This is a genomic window from Trinickia sp. Y13 (assembly GCF_029522115.1).
Lineage (GTDB): Bacteria > Pseudomonadota > Gammaproteobacteria > Burkholderiales > Burkholderiaceae > Trinickia.
In genome coordinates, this window is record NZ_JAKWFK010000001.1 from 483763 (window position 1) to 506864 (window position 23102).

The 23102-nt window shown below is 64.3% G+C and carries 27 protein-coding genes and 1 tRNA gene; 11 read left to right on the forward strand and 17 right to left on the reverse strand.

Annotation, left to right across the window (positions count from 1 at the left end):
• Positions 1-49: 49 nt before the first annotated feature.
• Genes MMB74_RS02045 through MMB74_RS02055 form a run of 3 tightly spaced genes read right to left on the reverse strand, consistent with a single transcriptional unit; the run spans position 50 to position 2864 of the window.
• Entirely contained in the window at positions 50-844 is a 795-nt protein-coding gene (locus MMB74_RS02045) for an ABC transporter permease (protein ID WP_277426919.1), read from the reverse strand.
• 15 nt (positions 845-859) lie between these two features.
• Positions 860-1792 carry an ABC transporter permease gene (locus MMB74_RS02050; protein ID WP_277426920.1) on the reverse strand — a complete coding sequence of 311 codons (933 nt, stop codon included), beginning with the start codon at positions 1790-1792 and terminating at the stop codon, positions 860-862.
• On the reverse strand, positions 1776-2864 hold the full coding sequence (locus MMB74_RS02055) for an ABC transporter ATP-binding protein (protein ID WP_277426921.1): 1089 nt from the start codon (positions 2862-2864) through the stop codon (positions 1776-1778). The genes MMB74_RS02050 and MMB74_RS02055 overlap by 17 nt, the downstream gene beginning before the upstream one ends.
• A gap of 332 nt (positions 2865-3196) precedes the next feature.
• Here MMB74_RS02055 and MMB74_RS02060 point away from each other — a divergent pair, with 332 nt between their 5' ends.
• The 3 genes from MMB74_RS02060 to MMB74_RS02070 all read left to right on the forward strand — a co-directional run bounded on the left by MMB74_RS02060 (position 3197) and on the right by MMB74_RS02070 (position 5136).
• Positions 3197-4057 (forward strand): IclR family transcriptional regulator, encoded by an 861-nt coding sequence (locus tag MMB74_RS02060; RefSeq protein WP_346780662.1) that lies wholly within the window; start codon positions 3197-3199, stop codon positions 4055-4057.
• Positions 4058-4132: 75 nt separating this feature from the next.
• Positions 4133-4831: a ribose-5-phosphate isomerase RpiA gene (gene rpiA / locus MMB74_RS02065; RefSeq protein ID WP_277426923.1), complete on the forward strand. Its 699-nt coding sequence runs from the start codon at positions 4133-4135 to the stop codon at positions 4829-4831.
• A gap of 68 nt (positions 4832-4899) precedes the next feature.
• Positions 4900-5136, forward strand: a complete 237-nt coding sequence (locus MMB74_RS02070; protein ID WP_277426924.1) for a hypothetical protein — start codon at positions 4900-4902, stop codon at positions 5134-5136.
• Between the two features lie 70 nt (positions 5137-5206).
• Here MMB74_RS02070 and MMB74_RS02075 read toward each other — a convergent pair whose 3' ends face one another.
• Positions 5207-5941 (reverse strand): Crp/Fnr family transcriptional regulator, encoded by a 735-nt coding sequence (locus tag MMB74_RS02075; protein WP_277426925.1) that lies wholly within the window; start codon positions 5939-5941, stop codon positions 5207-5209.
• A 1139-nt stretch (positions 5942-7080) separates the two neighbouring features.
• Here MMB74_RS02075 and MMB74_RS02080 point away from each other — a divergent pair.
• From MMB74_RS02080 to lepB, 3 genes are all read left to right on the forward strand, one after another.
• Positions 7081-7797 (forward strand): FCD domain-containing protein, encoded by a 717-nt coding sequence (locus MMB74_RS02080; RefSeq protein ID WP_277426926.1) that lies wholly within the window; start codon positions 7081-7083, stop codon positions 7795-7797.
• Positions 7798-8038: 241 nt separating this feature from the next.
• Positions 8039-9016 (forward strand): Gfo/Idh/MocA family oxidoreductase, encoded by a 978-nt coding sequence (locus MMB74_RS02085; protein WP_277426927.1) that lies wholly within the window; start codon positions 8039-8041, stop codon positions 9014-9016.
• A 139-nt stretch (positions 9017-9155) separates the two neighbouring features.
• A complete protein-coding gene (gene lepB, locus MMB74_RS02090; RefSeq protein ID WP_277426928.1) occupies positions 9156-9851 on the forward strand; it encodes a signal peptidase I in 696 nt (231 codons plus the stop codon).
• Positions 9852-9900: 49 nt separating this feature from the next.
• Here the strand turns inward: lepB and MMB74_RS02095 are convergent, their stop codons facing one another.
• From MMB74_RS02095 to MMB74_RS02140, 10 genes are all read right to left on the reverse strand, one after another.
• On the reverse strand, positions 9901-10560 hold the full coding sequence (locus tag MMB74_RS02095; RefSeq protein ID WP_277426929.1) for an amino acid ABC transporter permease: 660 nt from the start codon (positions 10558-10560) through the stop codon (positions 9901-9903).
• A 188-nt stretch (positions 10561-10748) separates the two neighbouring features.
• Complete coding sequence (locus MMB74_RS02100; RefSeq protein ID WP_277426930.1) at positions 10749-11549, reverse strand: cystine ABC transporter substrate-binding protein; 801 nt, start codon at positions 11547-11549, stop codon at positions 10749-10751.
• A gap of 97 nt (positions 11550-11646) precedes the next feature.
• A complete protein-coding gene (locus MMB74_RS02105) occupies positions 11647-12684 on the reverse strand; it encodes a quinone-dependent dihydroorotate dehydrogenase (RefSeq protein ID WP_277426931.1) in 1038 nt (345 codons plus the stop codon).
• 142 nt (positions 12685-12826) lie between these two features.
• A complete protein-coding gene (locus MMB74_RS02110; RefSeq protein WP_277426932.1) occupies positions 12827-13612 on the reverse strand; it encodes an arginyltransferase in 786 nt (261 codons plus the stop codon).
• Positions 13613-13679: 67 nt separating this feature from the next.
• Positions 13680-14417 (reverse strand): leucyl/phenylalanyl-tRNA--protein transferase, encoded by a 738-nt coding sequence (gene aat / locus MMB74_RS02115; protein WP_277426933.1) that lies wholly within the window; start codon positions 14415-14417, stop codon positions 13680-13682.
• 19 nt (positions 14418-14436) lie between these two features.
• Positions 14437-14982 (reverse strand): NUDIX hydrolase, encoded by a 546-nt coding sequence (locus tag MMB74_RS02120; protein ID WP_277426934.1) that lies wholly within the window; start codon positions 14980-14982, stop codon positions 14437-14439.
• A gap of 151 nt (positions 14983-15133) precedes the next feature.
• Positions 15134-15265 (reverse strand): oxalate:formate antiporter, encoded by a 132-nt coding sequence (locus tag MMB74_RS02125; RefSeq protein ID WP_277426935.1) that lies wholly within the window; start codon positions 15263-15265, stop codon positions 15134-15136.
• 9 nt (positions 15266-15274) lie between these two features.
• Positions 15275-16675 (reverse strand): OFA family MFS transporter, encoded by a 1401-nt coding sequence (locus MMB74_RS02130; protein ID WP_277426936.1) that lies wholly within the window; start codon positions 16673-16675, stop codon positions 15275-15277.
• A gap of 21 nt (positions 16676-16696) precedes the next feature.
• A complete protein-coding gene (locus tag MMB74_RS02135; RefSeq protein WP_277426937.1) occupies positions 16697-17047 on the reverse strand; it encodes a hypothetical protein in 351 nt (116 codons plus the stop codon).
• A gap of 48 nt (positions 17048-17095) precedes the next feature.
• Positions 17096-17172: transfer RNA gene (locus tag MMB74_RS02140), tRNA-Met, on the reverse strand.
• Between the two features lie 303 nt (positions 17173-17475).
• On the opposite strand from MMB74_RS02140, the gene MMB74_RS02145 reads away from it, so the two are divergent.
• The 3 genes from MMB74_RS02145 to MMB74_RS02155 all read left to right on the forward strand — a co-directional run bounded on the left by MMB74_RS02145 (position 17476) and on the right by MMB74_RS02155 (position 19560).
• Positions 17476-17973 (forward strand): heme-degrading domain-containing protein, encoded by a 498-nt coding sequence (locus tag MMB74_RS02145; protein ID WP_277426938.1) that lies wholly within the window; start codon positions 17476-17478, stop codon positions 17971-17973.
• Positions 17974-17976: 3 nt separating this feature from the next.
• The gene (locus MMB74_RS02150; RefSeq protein WP_277426939.1) at positions 17977-18315 is read left to right on the forward strand and encodes a multidrug efflux SMR transporter; all 339 of its coding nucleotides are present in this window, start codon (positions 17977-17979) and stop codon (positions 18313-18315) included.
• Between the two features lie 93 nt (positions 18316-18408).
• Positions 18409-19560, forward strand: a complete 1152-nt coding sequence (locus MMB74_RS02155) for an enoyl-CoA hydratase/isomerase family protein (protein WP_277426940.1) — start codon at positions 18409-18411, stop codon at positions 19558-19560.
• Positions 19561-19587: 27 nt separating this feature from the next.
• On the opposite strand, the gene MMB74_RS02160 is transcribed toward MMB74_RS02155, so the two are convergent.
• Complete coding sequence (locus MMB74_RS02160; protein ID WP_277426941.1) at positions 19588-20016, reverse strand: hypothetical protein; 429 nt, start codon at positions 20014-20016, stop codon at positions 19588-19590.
• 195 nt (positions 20017-20211) lie between these two features.
• Between MMB74_RS02160 and MMB74_RS02165 the strand changes: the two genes are divergently transcribed.
• Together MMB74_RS02165 and MMB74_RS02170 are read left to right on the forward strand one after the other, a co-directional pair.
• Entirely contained in the window at positions 20212-20409 is a 198-nt protein-coding gene (locus MMB74_RS02165) for a hypothetical protein (RefSeq protein WP_277426942.1), read from the forward strand.
• A 44-nt stretch (positions 20410-20453) separates the two neighbouring features.
• Positions 20454-20714 carry a hypothetical protein gene (locus MMB74_RS02170; protein ID WP_277426943.1) on the forward strand — a complete coding sequence of 87 codons (261 nt, stop codon included), beginning with the start codon at positions 20454-20456 and terminating at the stop codon, positions 20712-20714.
• Between the two features lie 113 nt (positions 20715-20827).
• Here the strand turns inward: MMB74_RS02170 and MMB74_RS02175 are convergent, their stop codons facing one another.
• On the reverse strand, positions 20828-22078 hold the full coding sequence (locus MMB74_RS02175; protein ID WP_277426944.1) for an MFS transporter: 1251 nt from the start codon (positions 22076-22078) through the stop codon (positions 20828-20830).
• 11 nt (positions 22079-22089) lie between these two features.
• On the reverse strand, positions 22090-23067 hold the full coding sequence (locus MMB74_RS02180) for a PRC-barrel domain-containing protein (protein WP_277426945.1): 978 nt from the start codon (positions 23065-23067) through the stop codon (positions 22090-22092).
• Between the last annotated feature and the right edge of the window lie 35 nt (positions 23068-23102).

Consider the following 23102-nt stretch of genomic DNA (forward strand, 5'->3'; position numbering starts at 1 on the left):
TTAGGTATCCTAATTACTGATAGGCGGCGCGACGAATGCGACCGCTTCGTCAGTGTTGCCCGATCAGGATGCGATTCAAGCCGTATGCGCGGTCGAGCAGCAACATCGCGGCGGCGGTCACGAAGATGACCAGCGTCGACACCGACGCCATCATCGGATCGATCGATTCGGTCGCGTACATGTACATCCGAACGGGCAACGTAACCGTCTGAGGCGACGTGACGAAGATCGACATCGTCAGTTCGTCGAAGCTGTTGATGAATGCGAGCAGCCATCCGCCGGTGATGCCCGGCACGATCATCGGCAGCGTGACGCGCCGAAACGTCGTCCACCCGGTCGCGCCCAGCGACTGCGCCGCATGCTCCACGCTGCGATCGAGGCCGGTGGCGGCGGCGAGCACGAGCCGCAGCACGAACGGCGTCACCATCACCGTGTGGGCGAGCACGAGCCAAGTGAAGGACCCCGTCGCGCCGATCAGGGCGAAAAAGCGCAGCAGCGCGATACCGAGCACGAGTCCGGGAATGACGAGCGGCGAGAGCAGTAGTGCGTTCAGGAAATCCCTGCCCGGAAAACGTGCGCGCGCGATCGCCAGTCCCGCGGGCAAGGCAAGGGCGAGCGAGAGCGTTGCCGAAACGAAGGCGAGCTTGATGCTCGTGAAGAAGGCCGTTATGAAATCCGGGTAGTTCATGATCGCGCGAAACCAGCGCAGCGAGAGGCCGTGCGTGGGCAAGGTCAGCGTTTCCTCCGGTGTGAACGCGACCAGCACGACGATGACGAGCGGCGCCAGCACGAACGCGATGACGAGCGCGTGGAAGGCGAGGGCGAAAGGACCGTTGCGTCGCATGTCGATTTCCTTGGCTCAACCCATGCTGCGGCCGTAACGGCGCTCGAGCATGCGGTAGTAGGTGAGCATGATGACGAGGTTGGCGACGAGCAGCAGCAGCGCGATGCACGCCCCGAGCGGCCAGTTCAGCGAGCCGAGGAATTGGTCGTACACGGCGGTCGCGGCCACCTTCAGGCGCCGTCCGCCGAGCAAACCGGGGATCGCGAAGGCACTCGCCGATAGCCCGAACACCATGAGGCTGCCGGAGAGCACGCCCGGCATGACTTGCGGCAGCACGATGCGGCGCAGCGTGGTGGCCGGCGAGGCCATCAGCGAAAGCGCCGCTTGCTCCGTTTGCGGGTCGAGCTTTTGCAACGCGGTCCAGACGGGAATCACCATGAACGGCAGCATCACGTGAACGAGCGCGATGACGATTGCGAACGACGTGTATTCGAGCTTGTAGGGGCCGAGGCCAATCAGGCCGAACGCTTGATTGACGATGCCCGCCGTGCCGAGCAGCATGCTCCAGCCGAACGCGCGCACGACCACCGAGACGAGTAGCGGCGCGAGAATCACGAGCAAGAAAGCGGAGCGCCACGGGTCGCGCATTTTCGACAGCACGTAGGCTTCCGGCGCGCCGATGGCAACGCACAGCAGCGTCGTGATCGCGGCGATGCCGAACGTGCGCAAGAAGATCGTTTGGTAATAAGACGAAGCCAAGACATCGGCGTAGTTGCCGAATTGGAAGGCCGCGATGGGCCCGCTTGCCGGATCGAATCGATAGAACGTCAAGACGAGCGTCATGGCGAGCGGCACGATCACGAGCGTCGCGAAGAGGGCAAAGGCCGGCGCGGCCAGCAGCCACATCGGCAGATACGCGCGCCACGGCGCGTGGACGCGAGCCAGCGAGGGCGACGATCCGGCCGTGCGGGCGGCGGCTTCGAGTGCGGCATTAGCCATGGCGCGCATCCCTCGCGACGAAGCGCACGGCTTCGCTCTTCCAATCGATGCCGACGGTGTCGCCTTCGGCGAGCGGCTCGTCGCCTTCGTTCTGACAGCACACGAGGATCTCGCCCAAGCGACAATCGACGCGGTACAACCACTGGCTGCCGAGGAAGAAGCGGCTCGAGATCGTGGCAGGCAAACGGCCGCCGCCGGATGCGTTCAGACGAACTTTCTCCGGGCGGATGCATATTGTGACGGCATCGCCGATCGCCGGCCTATCGCGCTGCTGCGAATGCGGGCCGTGACCGATATCGATGCGCTCGGCGCCGAGATCGATCTGCGTGCGCGCGTCGTCGGCCGCAACGACGGTGCCGGAGAACAAGTTGGCTTTGCCGATGAACTCGGAGACGAAACGATTTTCCGGGCGCTCGTAGGCGTGGTACGGCGTATCGACTTGCGTGATGCGGCCTGCCTCCATGACGACGACGCGGTCGCTGATCGAGAGCGCTTCCGACTGATCGTGCGTGACCATGATCGTCGTCGTGCCGATGCGCCGTTGAATCGCGCGCAACTCGAATTGCATTTCCTCGCGCAGCTTGGCGTCGAGATTGGACATCGGCTCGTCGAGCAGGAGCACGGGCGGCGCGATGACGATCGCTCGCGCCAGCGCGACGCGCTGCCGCTGCCCGCCCGAAAGCTCGCGCGGAAAGCGCTGCGCAAGCGGCTCGAGCCGCACGAGCGCCAGCGCCTCGCGCACGCGCTCGTCGCTTTCCTTTTTGGTTACGCGCCGCATTTCCAAGCCGAAGCTCACGTTTTGCGCGACCGTCATATGCGGAAACAGCGCATAACTTTGGAATACGATGCCCAGGCCGCGCTGGTTCGGTTTCATCTCGGTGATGTCGCGGCCGTCGAGCACGATGCGTCCGCTCGTCGTTTGCACGAAACCGGCGATCATCTGCAGCGTGGTGGTCTTGCCGCAACCCGAGGGGCCGAGCAAGGAGACGAATTCGCCTTTCTCCACCGATAGATTCAGATCGGTGACCGCGTGCATGGTGCCGAAGGACTTCGAAACGTCGGCAAGCGTGAGGAACGACATGGTCCGGCTCCTGGGAAGCGATGACCCGGCGATGGGGGCGCGTCGGGTCTCTGAGGCTGAATGGATTCTGTGCAGCCATATCAGGCGCGTCAATTTGGAATTCCGCTAAACGGGAAGAAAATCGAAAACATTCCATTGAACGAAACGAACCAGCAGAAAACCTCTCAACGTCTTTCATGCCGTGTAGCGAGGGTTTGCCCCGAGTGCAGTCGGCTTTCGAGGCAAAGGATGCAAAAAGCTGCGATACTTCCGGCACGAACGGGTCCGGGAAAACCTTCCGTTGAACGAAACTCGAGGATCGGCAGATGGGCGTTAGGGCAGCGCGAAGCGATATGGGCGGGACCGCTGACGAGCAGGGCAGCGCCGACGCACCCAACGTCGGCATGTTGCCGCGCGCATTTGCGCTCATCCGAGCGCTGGCGGCGCTGCAAGCGAGCGGTGCGCGCGTCACCCAACTTGCGAAAGCGGTCGGCCTCACGCAAGGCACGACGCATCGAATCTTGCGCGCGCTGATTGCGGAAGGGATGGTCGAGCAAGACGAGCGCTCGAAGCTTTATCGGCTCGGCGTCGATTTCTTCGCGTTGGCGGCGCAGGCGGGCAACCCCGGGGGGCTGCGCAATTTGTGCCGGCCCGCGTTGTTGCGACTCTGCGCCAGCCTGGGCGAGACGATCTTCCTGCTGGCCAAGAGCGGCTTCGATGCGGTGTGCCTCGATCTTTGCGAGGGTCCGTTCCCGATCCGCTCGTTCACGAACGATGTGGGCGGGCGCATCGCGCTCGGCGTCGGGCAGGGCAGTCTCGCAATCCTCGCGTTCGTGCCCGAGGCCGAACGCGAGGAGATCATCCGCTTCAACGTGCCGCGCATTCGCGGTTACGGCATGCTCGACGAAGTGTATCTGCGCACGGAAATAGAACGGGTGCGGCAACTCGGCTATGCCGCGCGCAATAGCGGCGTGCTCGAAGGCATGGCCGGCGTGGCGGTGCCGATTCTCGACCGCACCGGCACGGCCGTTGCGGCGCTGAGCGTTGGCACGCTCGCGTCGCGGCTGGGCGACGATCGGCTGCCGATGGTGGTGGAGCTCCTTAGGCGCCAAGCGGAGGCGATCGGCCCGCTGACCAATCCGTTCGATGCCGCGCTCAAACGGCGGCCCGCGCACGGTCTCGTTGCGCCGTCCGAAGGCGAGCGCGTTGCGTGACTCGCGCCGGCCGCGGCAATGCAGACGCCGAAGTCCGGTAAACTCACACCTTTCGCTCGCATTTTGCTGCGCTATATGACCCAAGACGAACTCAAACGATTGGTCGGCCAAGCCGCCGCCGACTATGTGAATGTCCATGTTGCCGAAGGCGCCGTGATCGGCGTCGGCACCGGCTCGACGGCAAACTGCTTCATCGATGCGATAGCGGCGCACAAGCATCGCTACCGCGGCGCGATCTCGAGTTCGGTTGCCACCACGGCGCGGCTGCAGCAGCATGGCATTGCGGTGTTCGATCTCAATGAGGTCGAGTCGCTGCCCGTCTATGTCGACGGCGCCGATGAAATCGATCCGGCCGGCGCCATGATCAAAGGCGGCGGCGGAGCGCTCACGCGCGAGAAGATCGTGGCCTCGGTCGCGGAAGTATTCGTCTGCATCGCCGATGCCTCCAAGCGCGTGCCCGTGCTCGGCGGCTTTCCTCTGCCGGTGGAAGTCGTGCCGATGGCGCGCACGGCCATCGGGCGGCGGCTGGCTGCGCTCGGCGGCGTGCCTGTCTTGCGCGTGACGCAGGACGGCGCACCTTATATCACGGACAACGGCAACGAAATCCTCGACGTGAAAAATCTCGCGATCGACAAGCCGTGCGTGTTCGAAGCGACCGTGAACGCCTGGCCGGGCGTGGTCACCGTGGGCTTGTTCGCGAGCCGCGGCGCCGATCTTTGTTTGCTGGGCACCGAGCGCGGCGTCGAAACCGTCGATTTCCGCGCGCGCCGCTAACGGCTAAAGTCGGGACCGATTTTTGCCGTAGTCATGCTTGAGATGCGGTTTTGAGGATCGACGCGATTATGCAACGCGAACTTCGGCAAGCCCTCGATACAGCCTATTCGAGGCTGAGGGACGAGCAAGCGGAACCTACGGCGTTCGCCGGCAACTATGCGCTCGGCCTGGGCATCGTCGTCGGCGGGCAAGCCTGCGGCGGCATGACGGAGCAAGAAGCGGCCGGCGAGCGCGCCCATCTGAGCATGCTCGCCGCGCTGTTCGAAGTCCAAGCACGAATAAGAAGCGAACTGAACGCCCGTTGAAATCGACCGGGACGAAAATACTTAGTTGTGCGAAGCATTCGACGCTTGCCCGCGCCGAATGGGGCCGCGTTCAACTGATCGAATTGGTCTGACGCAGGCTGGGCAGGAGGCGGTCGAATTCGCGCTTCACGAGCCCGTAGCACTCGCAGGCGCGCGATTCGAGGCCCTTGCGATCGAGCACCTTGATGTGGCCGCGGCTGTGGTGGATCAATCCTTGATCGTGCAGCTTGCCCGCAGCTTCCGTGATCCCTTCCCGGCGCACTCCGAGCATGTCTGCGATCAGTTGTTGCGTGACGGCCAGATCGTCCGTCGCCGCGCGATCGATTTCGATCAAGAGCCACCGGCACAACTGCTTGCTCAACGAATGATGGCGGTTGCATGCGGCCGTTTGCGCGACTTGCGTCAGCAGCGCTTGCATGTAGAGCAGCATCAAGCGGCGCAGCAAATCCGAGCGCGCGATCTCTTGCTTGAGCTGTTGCGCGCTCATGCGATAGGCGAAGCCCGAGCATTGCACTTGGACGCGGCTTGGCATCGTCTCGCCGCCCGTCAGCACTTGAACGCCCGTCATGCCTTCGCGCCCGACGGCGGCGAGCTCGACCGAGCCTCCGTCTTCCATCATCGAGAGCACCGAGATGATGGCGGTCGTCGGGAAGTAGACGTGGTGGATCTTGTGGCCGCAATCGCAGAGCAATTGTTCGGTGCGCAGATGGACCAACTCGAGGTGCGGCGTCAGCGCTTGCCATTCGTGCGGCGGCAATGCGCCAAGCAGATGATTGCCGTGGAGGTCGGATTGTAGCGTCAACATGGTCGGTCCTCGCTTTGGTTGCCGCGTCGTGCGATGCTTGCGCGACGTATGGCGGCTTCTCGTTACTGGGCCGGTGACCGCTTGCATCGACATGAAGTGCGGATACCCGGCTCCTCACTCGTCGCTCTCTCGATGCTGGCGTCCCGGCGTCTTTGGTCCTTCTCCCTGACCGTGGCGGCTTCTGTGCGGAAGCGCTCGGTTGCGGCCAATACTGCGAGGATCATGCCAAGCGCTGTTGCACGGGGCCTTGACGCGGTGCCTCCCGTGTTGCAGCGCACCCGCGTCGCGCCACCTCTCCTTTTTGTTTCAAATCTGCAAAACCGAACCTAGCCTTTCACCTCCTTTCTAATTACTTTCAAATGTTCGCTTTAACTCGTTGATCGCGTTGGGGTTTGGGCGAGTAGTGGCACGCCGGCGGCGCTTGTGTGCGTGTGGTGAGCGACGAGTCGTTAGCGTGCGGCGGGGCGGGAAATCGATTCAGTCGTGTGGCACGGTTGGCTGCGCGCTCCCGCCGTCCCCTCACAGTGCTCGCCGCTGTGCCCCGTGGCAACGGGTTCGCGGCGCAGCGCGTTTAAAACGGCGCACCCGATTGCCTCTCGCGATTCCGATGAGACGGCGATGGGACCGGTCTACTGACTCTCGGGCCGCTACCACAAGGATGCCTGTCGAAAATGACTCATTGTTGAGACATCGCCGCGCGCGTTTACCGCGCGCATGCCGTTGCGTACTTACCCCAACGGCGCGCGAACACCGCAGCCACGGTGCGATGCCGAACAGTCATACCGTTGCGCGCGACGTACCGTGCATCCATGGCGATTCGTCGTACGTTGTTTCGGACACCGAAACGATTCGCTCATGGTCGAAGCAATATGAAGTGCGGTGCTGTACGGGTCGCAAGTGGCGTTCATACGAAATTGCGTAGGCGTCCGAAGCAATTGCCGACGATTGGCCGGCGCTCGGATCGTGGTCCAACGTGCGCGCAACTGGCATCCGTTTCATCAGAGGGATAACCCTGTTCAGGCCTTTCCCAATGGCGCACCGCGGCGGAACCAAGCACCGTATCGTTTGCCGGCTGCGGTTGGCGGGCGGTGCGCAATGAAACGGGCAAGGGAGCGTCGGACGGCGCATCGGGGGGAGTTATGGAGCAGGGCAAAGACCGTTCGCTGGTGAGCAAGGTCATGGATGGGCTCGTTAGCGGCATCGTCGAAGAGAAATACGGCGCGATTTTGCCGCCGCAAGACGTGCTGTCCAAGGAGTTCGACGTCAGCCGCACGGTCATGCGCGAAGCGCTTTCCATGCTGCTTGCCCGCGACATGCTCGATGTCCGGCCGAAGGTGGGCACGCGCATCAGGCCGATGCGCGACTGGCGCATGATCGACGAGGACGTCGTCAACTGGCGCTTTCGCGCTAAGCCCGATCCGCAGTTCATGCGCGACGTGATCGAGTTTCGGATGCTGATCGAGCCGCGCGCGGCGGCGCAGGCGGCAGCGCGCGCGAGCGTGTCGGAAGTGGCCGCGATTCGCGAGGCCTTCGAAGTGTTTAAAACGCTGGCGCCGGGCGATGCCGGCTATCAAGCGGCCGACGAAATGTTGCATACGCGCATCGTTCACGCAAGCGGCAACCAGTTTTTCCAGCAGATGGCCGCGATCATCCGCGGGGCGTTGACGGCCACCCATCCAATGCTCAGCCAAAAGCCGGGCGCCTGGGAAATCTCGGTGCGCACGCACGAGCGGCTAGTCGAAGCCATCGAGCGCCGCGATCCCAAGGAGGCCGAAGCGGCCGCGCTCGCGGTGATCGACTTCGCCGCCGACGAGATCAGCCGCGAGTTTTCGGTGGAAATGCCCAGTCGCAGGTAGCGGCGCTCTCATCGTATGAAAGACCGGCGGCATGTTGCGCCGGTCTTTGCATTTGGCGAAAACAATGGTGCCCATGATTTCTCCGTGCGCACATTTGCCAACGTCACATCCCCTCTTCAAGCACGGAGTGCAAACGAACGCATGGGCCTGCGCGGCGTCTTATGATCGCGGGTGGATCGACCACGCCTAATGTCGGCAGCGGTCGATTTTTCTCTACGTCACGTTGACAAGGAATGCGGTTATGAATGAGTCGGGAACCATCGGCTGGGGCATCGTCGGTGCGGGGCATATCGCGCACCGCTTCGCTCAGGGCTTGATGCACGTGCGCGATGCGCGGATCGCGCGGACGTGGTCACGGCGCGCCGAAAGCGTCGATGCATTCGTGCAGCATTTTGGCGGGGCGGCATGCGCCACCTTCGACGAGGTGCTGGCAAGCGATGTCGATGCGGTCTACATCGCCACCCTCAACGATACGCACGCTCAGTTCGCGTGTGCGGCGCTCGCGGCGGGCAAGCACGTTCTCTGCGAAAAGCCCGCAACACTGAACGAGCGCGAGCTCGAAGCGGTGCTCGCGACGGCGCGCACCTCGGGACGGCTTTTCATGGAAGCGATGAAGCCGCCTTTCTTCCCGCTGTATCGCAAGCTGCGCGAGCATCTCGCGAGTGACCCGATCGGCCCCGTGGGCCTCGTGCGAGCCGGTTGCTCGGTTGCCAACGTGCCGGCCAGCCATCCGTCGTTTTCGCTGGCGCAAGGCGGCGGCGCTTTGCTCGACATCGGCATCTACGAGATGTTCCTCGCCGTCGACTGGCTCGGCGCGCCGCTCGAGGTTCAGACCTTCGGGCGCCTGGGCGCTTCGGGCGTCGATACGTTCGCGAGTGTGCACAGCCGCCACGAGGCGGGCATCGCGCAGCTCTTTTGCGGGCTGGACTTGGATGGCAAGGGCGACGCATTGCTGGCGGGGCCGCTCGGACACGTCACGGTTCACGAGAAATGGTGGAACCCCGTGCGTGCGACCGTCAGTTATTGCGACGGCCGCGTCGTTGAATTGAAAGAGACGTTCGAAGGCGGCGGGCTGAACTATGAGACCGAGCACTTTTGCGAATTGATCCGTGCGGGCGCGCTCGAAAGCCCGATCATGACGCATGTGAAGTCGCGCCAAATGATCTCGATGACCGATTCGGCGCGCGCCGCGCTCGGGCTGCGGTTCCCGGGAGAGTAGCGGCGGCGGTGTTACGATGCGGCGTTGCGCCGAAGGCGGCGTCGCGATCGGGAGCAGCAGCGGCGTCGCGATCCGATTCAGGCAAGCCTCGATTGCCGGCGGCGCCACGTGCAAGATCGTCCAATGAGGAGCGGCTCGTATGTCCAAGCATCTCGCCAATCTATGGCGCTCGAATAAGAACCTGGTGGCCTTTTTGTTTCTGATGGTGTTGTTTCGCAGCGCCATTGCCGATTGGAACGTCGTGCCGACGGGCTCGATGTTGCCGACGATCCGCATCGGCGATCGCATCTTCGTCGACAAGATGGCGTATGACCTGCGCGTGCCGCTCACGCACATCGCCATCGCGCATCTGGGCGATCCGCAGCGCGGCGACATCGTCACGATCGATTCCGCCGCCGCGCACGAACTGCTCGTCAAGCGCGTGGTCGGGGTGCCTGGCGACACCGTCGCCTTGCGCGAGAACGTGTTGTACGTCAACGGCGTGCGCGCCAATTACCGGCCGCTCGCTCGCGCGCCGATGCCCGATGCTGCGTCCGGCGACGTGCGTTATTTGACGGAGCGTTTCGATGGCGTCTCGCACATCGTGCGGTTATCGGAAACGGCGCCTAGCCCAGTCAGCTCGTTCGGACCCGTGACCGTGCCGGCGGGCGAATATCTCATGCTCGGGGATAACCGCGACGACAGCGCCGATTCTCGCTACTTCGGCTTCGTCCCGCGCAAAGAAGTGATGGGTCGCGCGCGCAACGTGGCGTTTTCTCTCGACCCGACGCGGTTTTATCTGCCGCGCTTGAGCCGCTTCGGCGCGGCGCTCGATCAGCCGCTCGCCGCAAACTGATTGTGCGGCGAGCGACGGGGCGGCGGCTCGACCGACCCCGGCCGCCCGGTCAATGCCGAGTCGGCAAGGCGAGGCGCCGCTCGTAGCTGCGCTGCACCCATTCGAGCACCTGGCACAGCACCCAATAGACGGCAGCGGCGGCCAGATAGAGCGGCAGCGGCTGATAGGTCGATGCGATGATTTCCTGTGCGCTGCGAAGCAGTTCGGTGACGGTGATCACCGAGACGAGCGACGTATCCTTGATGAGGCTGATCAAGCTGTTCGACAGGCTCGGCACGGCGATGCGCAGCGCTTGCGGCGCGATCACGTAGCGCAGCGTCTGGCGGCGCGAGAGCCCAAGGCTATAGGCCGCGAGCCATTGGCCTCGATGGATGCCGTTGATCGCGCCACGCATGCTTTCCGACAGATACGCGGCCACGTTCGCCGACAGCGCGATCACGCCGGCCGGCGTCGGGTCCAGGGAGATCCCGACGCTGGGCAGCCCGTAATACACCACGAAGATCTGTACGAGCAGCGGCGTGCCGCGCATCAAGCTCACGTAGGCGCGCGCAATCCAATTGAGCGGCTTGCTGTGGCTGATGCCCATCAGTGCGAGGAAGACGGCGGCGATGAGTCCGAAGATCATCGACAGCACGGCGAACTTGACCGTCAAGACCGCGCCCTGCGCGAGCACGGGCATCGATTGGACGAGCAGGGTGGTGGTGGACATGATTTTTATTTGTGAGGACAGCTAACGAGTCGACCCGCACGACGCGCGTGCGCGAGCGCACATGATATACGCGACGAAAACAGCGTGTTGGATCGTCGCATGCGTTCGCGCCGCATCAAAGCAAAGGGCGGCATCTGTGAGATGCCGCCCTTGTGCCAGCGCTCATCCGGCGAATGCCAATATGCGCGTTACTTACTCGCGGGCTTCGTGACGTCGATGCCGAACCACTTGTCCGAGATCTTCGCGAACGTGCCGTCCGCTTCGAGTTGCGTCATGGCGTCGTCGATGGCCTTCGCGAACTTCGGATTACCCTTCTTGAACGGGATGGCCGAGGGGTTGCCCGTGCCGACCATCGAGCCGGCGCGAAGCGGCAACTGCGAGTTCTTCATCAGGTAGGCCAGCATGAGCTTGTCGTTCAACGCGGCGTCGAGGCGTTTGGCTGCGAGGTCGCGCAGATATTCGGGCGCGCCGGGATAAGTCTTGACGTCGATGCCGGGCACCGATTTCGCCATATCCATGTAGTTCGTGCCCAGACCCACGCCAAGCTTCTTGCCCTTCAAATCTTCGAGCGACTTGAACTGACGATCATCGTCCTTGCGCTGAATCAGTTCGGCGCCCGAATAGGTGTAAGCCGGAGAAAAGTCGAGCACTTGCTTGCGTGCATCGGTTACGCCCACCTGGTTGACGATCACGTCGAACTTGCCCGCTTGCAAGCCGGCAATGATGCCGCTCCATTCCGTCGTGATGAACTCGGGCTTCACGCCGAGCTTGGCCGCAACTGCCTTGGCGATGTCGACATCGAAGCCGACCAGCTCGCCCGTCTTCGCATCCTTAGAGTTGAACGGCGGGAACGTCCCCTCCAGGCCGATGCGCAGCGTGCCGCGCGCTTTGACTTGATCGAGCAGGTCTTCGGCGTGCGCCGTGGCCGCGAAGCAGGTTAAGCCGATCAGGCCGGCTGTGAGGATCTTTTTCAGCGATGCGAACTTCATGGTTTTGGTTCTCCTTGGAAAGCTCCCCGATGGGCTTTCACGCGTGCAGCAATGATAGCGAAACGCCAATGGCCCGAAAAATACCGTTTGTTTATGTCTATATGCGCGCTCCATGCGCGATGGCGTCGATGCATTCGCCGATGAGCGCGGGGCCGCGATAGATGAAACCCGTGTACACCTGCACGAGCGACGCGCCGGCTGCGAGCTTGGCGAGCGCATCTTCGCCCGAGAACACGCCGCCCACGCCGATGATCGCTACCGCATCGCCTACTTGCGCGCGCAGCTTGGCAATCACGGCGTTGGAGGCGTCGAAGACGGGCTTGCCCGAGAGGCCGCCCGTCTCGTTCGCATGGGCCATGCCCGCGACGGCCGCGCGCGCGAGCGTCGTATTGGTCGCGATCACGCCTTCGATGCCGTGGCGCAGCAGCGTGTCGGCGATCGCTTTGATTTGCTCGTCGTCCAGATCCGGCGCGATCTTCAGCGCGAGCGGCACGAGCTTGCCATGCAGATCGGCCAAGCGCTGCTGCTTCTCCTTCAGTGCGCCGATCAGCGCATCGAGTTCATTGGCGCCCTGCAGCTGCCGCAAATTCTTCGTATTGGGCGACGAGATGTTGATCGTCACATAGCTTGCGAACGGGTAGACGCGTTCGAGGCAGTAGAGATAGTCGTCGGCCGCGCGTTCGATCGGCGTATCGGCGTTCTTGCCGATGTTCAGCCCGAGCGGGCCGCGATAGCGCGCCGCTTGGACGTTCTTGACGAACTGATCGACGCCGCCGTTGTTGAAACCCATCCGATTGATCAGCGCGCCGGCCTCGGGCAGCCGAAAAATGCGCGGACGCGGGTTGCCCGGTTGCGCTCGCGGCGTGACCGTGCCCACTTCGATGAAGCCGAAGCCGAGCGCCGCCAGACCGTCGATGCAGGCGCCATCCTTGTCGAGCCCTGCCGCGAGGCCGATCGGGTTGCGAAAGGCGATGCCCATGACGGTGCGCGGAAGCTCCGGCACGTGTGGCGCAAGCAGGCGGGCGAGCCCGGTGCGGCCGGCGGCGCCGAGCGCGCGGAGCGTGAGATGGTGGGCGTCTTCCGCATCCATGCGAAAGAGGCCGGCGCGCACGAGCGGGTAAAGGGAACTGAGCACGGAGGGGCCGGTGGGAAAATGAGAACCCGCTATTTTAACGGGTTCGGCGGGCTCGGTCGCCGTTAGCGCCGCCGGCCGGTGCGCCCGGCGGGACCGAGGCGCGAGCCGGAACCGAGTTCAGGGGATCGGCGTCGAGCAAGCATCACGTCCCGGCATCGCCCGCAGCGGGATGCGCTGCCGGCAGTGGCGCCCACGCTCCGTCCACGAGCCCTTCGAGCGGCCGGAAGTTCGCTTTGTAGGCCATCTTCGCGCTCTCTCGAATCCAATAGCCGAGGTAGACATGCGGCAGTCCCAAGCTCTTCGCTTGCTCGATCTGCCACAGGATGTTGTAAGTGCCGTAGCTCGCATGGTCCGCTTCGGGTTCGAAGAACGTATAGACCGAGGACAAGCCGTCGCCCAGGATGTCGATCATGCTGACCATGCGCAGCACGCCGGCGTCGTGCGCGGCGTCAAGCGGCTCCCGGAATTCGACGAGCCGTGAATTGATTCGGCTATGCAGAAGGAATTGCTCGTATTGGTCGCGGCTGTCGCGATCCATGCCGCCACCGGCATGCCGCGCCGCTTGATAACGCATATAGAGCACGTAGTGCTCTTCCTCGTAATGCAACGGCGCGACCGTTGCGACCAGCGTTGCGTGCCGCCGCCAGACGCGCCGCTGCGTGCGGTTCGGCTTGAACGCCGCGACGGGCACGCGCACGGGCACGCACGCGCGGCAGCCCTCGCAGTACGGCCGGTAAGTGAATACGCCGGAGCGGCGGAAGCCGGCCTTGACGAGCTCGGTATAGACGTCGGAATTGATGAGATGGCTCGGTGTCGCCACCTGCGAGCGTGCGATGCGGCCTTCCAAATAGCTGCAGGGATAGGGCGCGGTCGCGTAGAACTGCAGGGCGGAAAGCGGTGAAAGCGGCAGCTCATTCGGGTGAGTCATTGGCGGCTCTCAAAGCATTGTTTCTTGCATGCCGCATCGATCGCGGGCGAGCGGTGCGAGCGTCCTTCTACGCCCCATGCGGCAAGACTTCGGCGAGCGCCGTTTTGTCGAAGCGCCACGGAATCGGGGCTGCGCCTACAGCGCTGCGCACGTGGGCGACGAACGTCTTGCGCGCGATCTCGCGTCCGCCAAGGGAAGCCAAATGCGGCGTATTCTGCTGGCAGTCTATCATTTCTATTTCGTGACGGCGCAGGTGTCCGACGAGCGCGGCCAGCGCGATTTTCGATGCGTCGCTCACGTGCGCGAACATCGATTCGCCGAAGAACATCGCGCCCAGCGCCACGCCATACAGGCCGCCCACGCGCTCGCCATCGAGCCAGGTTTCGACGCTGTGCGCATGGCCGGCGCGGTGCAAGCCAGCGTAAGCATCGACGATCTCGGCCGTGATCCAGGTGCCGCGCTGGCCGCGGCGGGGCGCTTGCGCGCAATTGCGCATGACCGCCGAGAAATCGGCATCGACGCGAACCTCCCATCGCGGATCGCTCAGCACGCGCCGGAGCGTTTTGCGAAACGAGGGCGATACCTTGAATTCGCGCGGCAGCAACACCATGCGCGGATCGGGGCTCCACCAGAGCACGGGCTGGCCGTCCGAGTACCACGGGAAGATACCTTGCCGGTACGCATCGACCACCCGCCAGGGCAACAAGTCGGAGCTTGCGGCGAGCAAGCCGGGCGCGCCGCTTTCGTGGCCGAGCGCACGCTCGACGGGCGGGAATGGGTCGTCGGGGCCGAGCCAGGGGACCATGCGAGGGGCTTGAGCGCGGTTAGCCGTCGCGCAGCGACCGGAAAATGTCGCCCGTATGCAGCCCGTAATTGCCGGCGGAACGATCGGCAAAGAAAAAGCGCAACGTCTGGCCGACCGTCGGGAATGCGATGTCTTCCCACGGAATTTCGCTTTCGTCGAACAGGCGCACTTCGAGACTCTCTTCGCCGGCCGCGACGTCGATGTCGAGCAGCCGCGCGAGATAGAACAGATGCACTTGATGGACGTGAGGCACGTTCAAGAGCGAGAACAAATGCTGCACCTCCACCCGGGCGCCGGCCTCTTCGAGCGTTTCGCGCGCGGCGGCCTCGGCCGTCGTTTCGCCCATCTCCATGAAACCGGCGGGCAGGGTCCAGTAGCCGTAGCGCGGTTCGATCGCGCGCCGGCAGAGCAGCACCTTGTCTTCCCAAACGGGCACCGTGCCCACGACGTTGCGAGGATTCTGATAATGCACGGCGCCGCAGCTTTCGCAGACGAATCGCTCGCGGTTGTCGCCGGGCGGAATGCGTAAGCTGACTGCTTGACCGCAGACGGAACAGAATTTCATAGGAAGCGCGTGGAACGGAGTGATGCGAGTGTATCACCGGGCGCGCGCGATGCTGCGCCGGGCGCAATCTTCGGACGCAGCGCCGGCGCTGGCGCACGAAAAAGCCGGGCGCTCGGCCCGGCTCGAGATGCAGTGGACTGCTCGGCAGCGCTTAGCCGAACAGTTTCATCGCCTGCCTGAGCGTGTTGACGACGCCCCAGGTCAACGGAATGAGCACATAGGCCCAAAAGACGGCGAGACTGACGGCGCTCGTTCGGCGCGGGGTTTGCGTGGCGTGTTCCATGAGATCTCCTTAGCGGTCCGCCGCGAGTTCAGCGTCGCTCATGTGATGCTTCTCGTCGACGCGTTTGACGAGCAGATTGCAGACGAAGCCGACGATGAGCAGCGCCGTCATGATGTGCACCGTCATCGTATAGGCGTCGGCCTTGGCCACGCCGTGCGCCACTTCATAGGCGCGGATGTAGTTGACGAGCACGGGGCCGGCCACGCCCGCGGCGGCCCAGGCCGTCAACAGCCGTCCGTGAATGCCGCCGACGAAGGCCGTGCCGAACAAGTCGGCCAGGTAGGCGGGCACCGTCGAAAAGCCGCCGCCGTACATCGACAAAATCACGCAGTAAGACAGCACGAAGAGCGCAATATTGCCCGAGGTCGCGAAGTTCGGCACGAGGTAATAGAGCACGGCGCCCAGCACGAAGAACACGGAGTAGGTGTTCTTGCGTCCGAGCTTATCGGACGAGGACGCCCAGACGAAGCGCCCGCCCATGTTGAACAGCGAGAGCAGGCCGACGAAGCCCGCGGCGGCGGCCGGCGTCACCGTGTTCTTGAAGCTTTCTTGAATCATGACCGACGCCTGGCCCAGGATGCCGATGCCGGCCGTCACGTTCAAGAACAGCACGAGCCATACGAGATAGAACTGGGGCGTGGTCAGCGCGCGATCGATGTGAACGTGATTGCGCGTGATCATCTTGTGCGACGTGTCGGGGGGCACCCAGCCGGCCGGCTTCCAATCGGGCGCGGGCACCCGGATGGCCAGCGCGCCGATCGTCATCGAGATGAAATAGGCGATGCCGAGCACGACGAACGTCTCGGCCACGCCCACGCTCGTTGCGCTCTTGAAGTGGTTCATCAGCGCAACGGAAAGGGGCGCCGCGATTATCGCGCCGCCGCCAAAACCCATGATCGCCATGCCAGTCGCCATGCCGCGGCGATCGGGGAACCAACGAATCAGCGTGGAAACCGGCGAGACGTAGCCGAGCCCGAGTCCAATGCCGCCGATGACTCCGTAGCCCAGATACAGCAGCACGATCTGATGCAGCCAGACGCCGAGCGCCGAGATCAAGAAGCCGCCGCCGAAGCAGCAGGCCGCCGTAAACATCGTGCGGCGCGGGCCCACGTGTTCGAGCCACTTGCCGGCAAACGCCGCCGATAGGCCGAGGAAGACGATTGCGAGCGAAAAGATCCAGCCGAGCGTCGTCAGCGGCCAGTCGCCGGGCGCCGGTTGCGTGATGCCGATGACTTTCGTCAGCGGGCCGTTGAATACGGAGAATGCGTACGCTTGGCCGATACACAGATGCACGGCCAGCGCGGCGGGAGGAACCATCCAGCGCGAGAACCCGGGCGCGGCGACGGTCGCTTGCTTCGAAAAAAATGGCGGCGAGCCGGCGAAGCCGGTCGTTTCGGTCGTGCTGCTCACAGTGGTCTCCAAGTCGTGTCGTTATCGCTGATCGGCAGCCGGCAAGGCGAGTTGCCCGACCCCCTGCGCGGCCATTAATCTTACTTTTCGGATGCCGCGCGCACAACGATATGAGCAGTGGCCCTGGCGTGCAATAGGAAAGGCGAATGCATAAAGGGTTACGACCGGTACCGTGCCGATGAATGGGATGCGTCGGGTAGGGTGCGGCCGCGGGCAGCAATAGCAATGCCTTGCTTCGCGCGACGCGTGCAAAAACCGCACAAAAACAAAAAGCCCGATCCAGGGATCGGGCTTCGATGTGCTGCCGTTCACTACGGTGTTCTGGCTCACGCAGACGATAAGGACTTGAGTCCATGCATCGTCGATCTTCATGCTGCTTGGCGTGTTTCGGCGCTTCGTTCTTGCTGCTGCTAAGCGCTTTGGTTGCGGGGGTAGGATTTGAACCTACGACCTTCGGGTTATGAGCCCGACGAGCTGCCAGACTGCTCCACCCCGCGTCCGTCGAAAAATGAAATTATAGGGGAAACCATAGCCGCGTGCAACCGATATCGTCGGCCGCGTCCAAACATCCGACGGGTTTGCCGGCGCTGCGGCTGCACGCCTACGCTAGAATCGGCTCGCAGTGGCCTTATGGTGGGTTGGTATGGCGCTTGGGTTCGCGCGCGGGTTCGACCTGGCTGCCACGCGGCCGCGCCGGTGCGAACGGGCAATACGGCGCTGTCCGGCCGGCACGATGTCTGCGGGCGATGCGCTTCTCTTGCGTCTTCTCTTCCTTCGTTCCTTTTTTCGTTTCCTTGCCTATGAATCTCGATCACGATCTGCAAGCCGTCGCTAAACAGGAACATACGCTCGTCTTCCCGCGATTCGATGCCGCGCGCGCGTGGCAGCTCGGGACGTTTCTGCGAGAGTTGGCAATTGCGCGCGGCCATGCGGTCGCCATCGACGTTCGCACGTTCGGGCTGCCGCTGTTCTTCAGCGCCCTCGACGGCACGGCGCCGGACAATTCGGCGTGGGTGCGGCGCAAGAGCGGCGTGGTCGCGCATTTCCGGCGCAGTTCGTATGCCGTCGGCCTGCGCTTGCAGCAGAGCGGCTCGACGTTGGTGGACAAATACGGCTTGCCGCCCGCCGACTATGCCGCGGCCGGCGGCTCGTTTCCGATCACGCTGGCGGGCCTGGGCGTCATCGGCTCCGTCACGGTCTCGGGCTTGACACAACGCGCCGATCACGAACTCGTCGTCGAGGCGCTGTGCGCCGAGCTCGATCACGATTTCGCCGATCTCGCACTCGATAAGGTTTGATCGATGGGCGGCTCGGCATACATCTGGCTGGCGGTGGCGATCATCGCCGAAGTAATCGGCACCTCCGCGCTTCGCGCCTCGGAGGGCTTCACCCGCCTTGCTCCGGCGCTTGTCGTCGCGGGCGGATACGCGCTCGCTTTCTATTGTCTGTCCATGACCTTGAAGACGATGCCCGTCGGTATCGTATATGCGATTTGGTCTGGGGTCGGCATCGTGCTCATCACGCTCGTGGCGATGGTCCTGTATCGTCAAGTGCCCGACCTCGCCGCCGTGGCAGGACTGTCGCTGATCGTCGCCGGGGTCGTCGTGCTCAACCTCTTTTCGGATATGCAGGCGCACTGAGTGCGCGGCGCCTCGTGTGCGGGCCGATCGTCGCCCCGCACGACGCGAGCGCGTGCTACCTTGTGCGCTTCTGGACTTTCTCGTACGTCGCTCATGCCCACGCAAGAACCGGCGCCAGTCGATATCGACGAAGTGCGCACCCGTGTCGAAAATCGGATTGGCTTCATCGAGCTGAATCGACCGCAAGCGCTCAACGCCCTGTCTCTGCCGATGATTCAAGCGATGCAGGCCGCGCTCGACGCTTGGCGCGACGATCCGCGCGTGTTGGCCGTCGTCGTGCGCAGCCTGCATCCGCGTGCGTTCTGCGCCGGCGGCGACGTGCGCCGCTTGTATGAAGCGGGGCGGCGAGGAGATGTCGCGGGGCGCGACGCCTTCTTCGTCGGCGAATACACGCTCGATCACGCCATCTTTACGTACGGCAAGCCGTACATCGCCCTGATGGAAGGCGTGGTCATGGGCGGGGGCATGGGCATCTCGCAAGGCGCGCATCGCACGGGCGGGCTACGCATCGTCACCGAGACGACCAAGATGGCGATGCCCGAAACGCGGATCGGTTTGTTCCCCGATGTCGGCGCGGGCTGGTTCCTCGCGCGCACGCCCGGCGCGATCGGCCGTTATCTCGCGGTCACCGGGGCCACGATCGACGCGGCGGATGCGCTTTACGCCGGGCTGGCCGATGCGTACCTCGATGCGTCGGCGATACCGCAGCTCATCGCGGCCCTGGCAACAACACATTTCGAGGAAAAGCGCGACGTGCTGGCGTGCGTGGAGCGGTTCACGAGCACTAGCGCACCGGCCGCGTCTGCCGAGCTAGCGGCGGCCCCGACTGCGCTTTCGCTGGCCGCGCTGCGGCCTTGGATCGACCGGCATTTCGGCCATGCAGACGTCGCTGGCATCGTCGCGTCGCTCGAAGCGGAGAGCGAGAGCGCTGCGCGCAAGTGGGCGCAAGAGACGATCGGCGCGATGCGCGAGCGCTCGCCGCTATCGATGGCCGTGTCGCTCGAGGTGGTCGCGCGGGCGGAGGGGCCGATGTCCGATTGCCTGCGGCGCGATCTCGATTTGACACGGTCGATGTTCGACTACGGCGACGTGGTGGAGGGCGTGCGCGCGCGTATCGTCGACAAAGACAATCGCCCGGTATGGCGTATCGCGAACATCGAGGATGTGACCCGCGCGGAAGTGGAGCACATGTTCGTGAGCCCTTGGACGCCCGAGACGCATCCGTTGCGCCATCTCGCAGGGTGAGGGCTGCGCGGGCAGCTTCGCTCGGCGTTAGCCTTCGTCCAGCGCCGGGTTCATGAAGGCGCGCATGAACACGAGCGCGCCCCAGCCCCACACCGCATTCGCTGTAAAGCCCACGGCCAGGCGCGGCAACATGTTGCCGCTCGGCCAGATGCCGCGCGCCGGGTCGACCATGAACACGCGCGCCGCCGTCAACACGATGCCGCCGAAGACGAACGCTTGCACCCACGGAGCGGCGCGTTCGGGCCCGACGCGCAGCAGCCACGCCATCAGCACCGCACAAGCTGCGCTCCAAATGGCATTCGCGATGAATTCGGGCATGCCGAGCGGCACGAATGGCTCAGTTGAAAAGCCAGTCGCATCGATCAAGCCCGCGGCGTGCAGCAAGGCGAGCGTCGCTTCGTGAAAGAAGAGTGCGGCGAGAAATCCCGAAACGAACGGCAGAATGATCTTTTGCATGGGGTGCGGGGCGAGGGCTCGGCGGCGGACCGCGCAACGGGGCGCGGCTCGCGCGAGCGGGCGCGCTCGCGAAATCGGAACGAGCGACATTATAGGCGGACCCGCCGGCGACTCTGTTGGCGTGAGGCGCAGGTGCAGCGAACTGCTGGGAAAGTGCTACTCTGAATTGCGATAGCCAGCGAAAAGGAGCGGGCCATGTCCAAATCCTTGAGTCCGGAAGCCATCGAAGCGCTGCGGCGTTTGAACGAAGTCGGCATTGGGCAGACGCCGCCGCTCGTCTCGACATCCATTGCCGCCGAGTTGCTGGGCGCGGGGCTTGCCGACGAAAACGGCAACGGCGCCATCGAGATCACCTGCGACGGCCGAAAGTATTTGTCCGGGGATTGCGATTAGCGAAGCTGCGCTTCGCCATGCGCGTCCGTGATACGGAGGGCACCATGGAATCGAATGGGATCGACATGGGCGACTACGTCGAGCGCTACCGCTCGTTTACGCTGGAAGTCGCCATCGAGCAGGATATGACCGGCCTCAAATCGCATTATCGTGTCTTGCGAGATGAAGAGGTGGCATTGGACTGGCGCCTGGTGTCCGTCGACGATACCTGGCCGACCGAGCGACGCGCGGCACAGCATGCGCTCGAGGCCGCACGCGCGGCCGTGGAGGCGGAGTTGGCCTGCGCATGGCCGCGTCAGCGGTAAAGAGCGACGGCGGCCAATGTTGCCTCCGGGGGGGGGCTCGGTTCGTCCTCAATTCCCCCGCATCGGGTTGCCCGCTTGTTCGAGGCGCCTCGCGAGGCGCGGCGAATGAGGCATCAGGTCGTCGAGGGTTTGTGCGCCGGCTCTGCCGCTTCGTCATCGATCGTGTCGCGCGTCTCCGGCAAAGCCGTCCAAACGAGTACCACCGCCAGTGCGCCGGCGACGGCGAGGCCCATGAAACTGACCGTATTGCCGAAACGGTCGGCTATGAAGCCGGCCGCGAGCGTGCTCAGCGTCGCGCCGATGCCGGCTGTGAGCCCGAACAGGCCGATGCACAGGTTGTAGTGGCCCTTGCCGCCGGCGACGTCGGCCGCAATCAGCGGCAGCATGACGCCGAACACCGCCGCGCTGATGCCATCGAACAATTGCACCGGCGCGAGCAGGTAGGGGCTCGAAATGCTCGCGAACAACAGGGCTCGGATCGGCAATGCGGCAAAACCCATGATGAGAAGCGGGCGCCGTCCCCAGCGCTCGGCCGAACGCCCGACCCACGGCGACAGCGCGGCTACCACCATTTGCGGCACGATGATGCAGGCTGCGATCACGAGTTGAACGTTATCGCTCATGTGCGCCGTGACCTCGCCGGCGGCCAGATTGAGCATCGCCGCATTCGACAGGTGAAAGAGTGCGATGCAAGCGGCGAATACGAGTACGCGCCGATCGCGCAGCAACGAGGCGATGCTTTCTCGATGCTCCGGCTGCGCAAGCGGGGGCGGCGCCGCGGCGCGTTCGCGTGCGGCGGGTATCGTGGCGCGGCCGGTATCTTCGATCATCGACAGCGCGATGACGGCCGGCACCGTGAGCGCCGCTGTCAGCCAGAACACGGCGCGCGCGGACGAGTATTCCCCGAACGCGCCCATCGCCGCTGCCGCGAAGGCGCTACCGATCGAGGCAAAGCGTGCATTGCGGCCGAGCCGATCGCCCAGCGCCCGGTGACCGACGAGCGCGAACGAGATGGCCGCGATGGCCGGTGTGAGCATGCAACTCGCGAAGCCATGAAAGAGCTCGGCGGCGAGCACGGGCAGTAGCGTGGGGCTGGCGGCGAGCAGCAGCGCGCAGGCGGCGATCGCAATGATCGCGGCCGCGCCCGCCGCTTTCTTGTTGCGCAGCGCATCGATGAGCGCCCCGGCCGGCACCTGGCTCAGCATGGCCGTGGCGGTGCCTACGCTCAAGGCGACGCCGATTTCGCCCTGAGTCCACTTGTTGGCCGTCAGATACGACGCGATGAATGGCCCGAACCCTGTCTGCACATTGGCGAGAAAGAAGTTCAACCAGTCGAGCGCGCGAAGACTTCGAGAAATTGCCATCTGCGCGTTCGTCATCGAGTGGGGTGAGCGGCGGAAGCGGCCGCAGCGGCCGGAGCAGGTGCGACGGCCCGCGCCGGTTGATTCGGCAGATAAGGCGGCGCCGCATTGACCTGGGCATCGGACAGCTCCGTTCGCAGCGAAAGCTCGCCGCCCTTGGCGACGACGCGCAGGGCCGCCCAGTCCGCGGCAATGCTGCGGCGCTCATGGAGCAGGCTGCCGACGTCGACCACGGCCGCTTGTGGCTCGCCATGGTTGTCGATCAGCACGTCGATGACCCGGCCGACGCGCGCGCCGTTGCCGCGCTCGGCTGTCGCATCGATCACGCCAAGCAAGTGCGCATCGTTCGCGCCCGCTGCGGCGGCTTTGCCGCTCGCTTTGTCTTTGGGCTTGGACGACGCGGCCGCGGGCGGTTCGCCGCGCGGGATCGAGAGCGTGATCGGCGCCTTTTTCTGTGCGGCGTCGAATTTGAAGTCGGTCCACGGGAAGCGCATCTTGCGATCGCCGATACCGAGGAACCCTGCCAAATTGACGAGCATTTCCCTGGGCTTGCCGGAGGCATCGACGAACATGTCGATAGCGTGGCCGATGACTTTGCCATCGGGGCGCTGCACGCGTGCGTCGAGCAAGCTGTGCGTATCGGCGAGTGCGAGGGTGCGCGTCGTGATCAGCGGCGGCTGCACGGGCGGTGGCGTTTGCGGGGGCGGCGGTGCGGGGCGAGGCTTGTGCGGCGGCCGATAAACGTGCTTGGGCGCGGGGTGCTTGGGTTCCGTCGTTTCGTGCGGCGGCGCGGCGGCGAGGGGAGCCGAAGCCTGGGCTTCGGATGCCGGAGCGGGCGGTACTTCCTCGACCGGCGCAGGCTCGGGGACGGGCTGCTCGGTCTGCGCGGCCGGCGGCGGCGCGAACCAGGTGCCGCAGCCGGCGAGCGAGGACAGCAACAATACTAGGAGGACGCGCCCGGTGAGGCACTGACGGGACAATCCGTCGTTCATCGACTCAAGCTCCTTATCCGTGGGCAGGCGCGGCA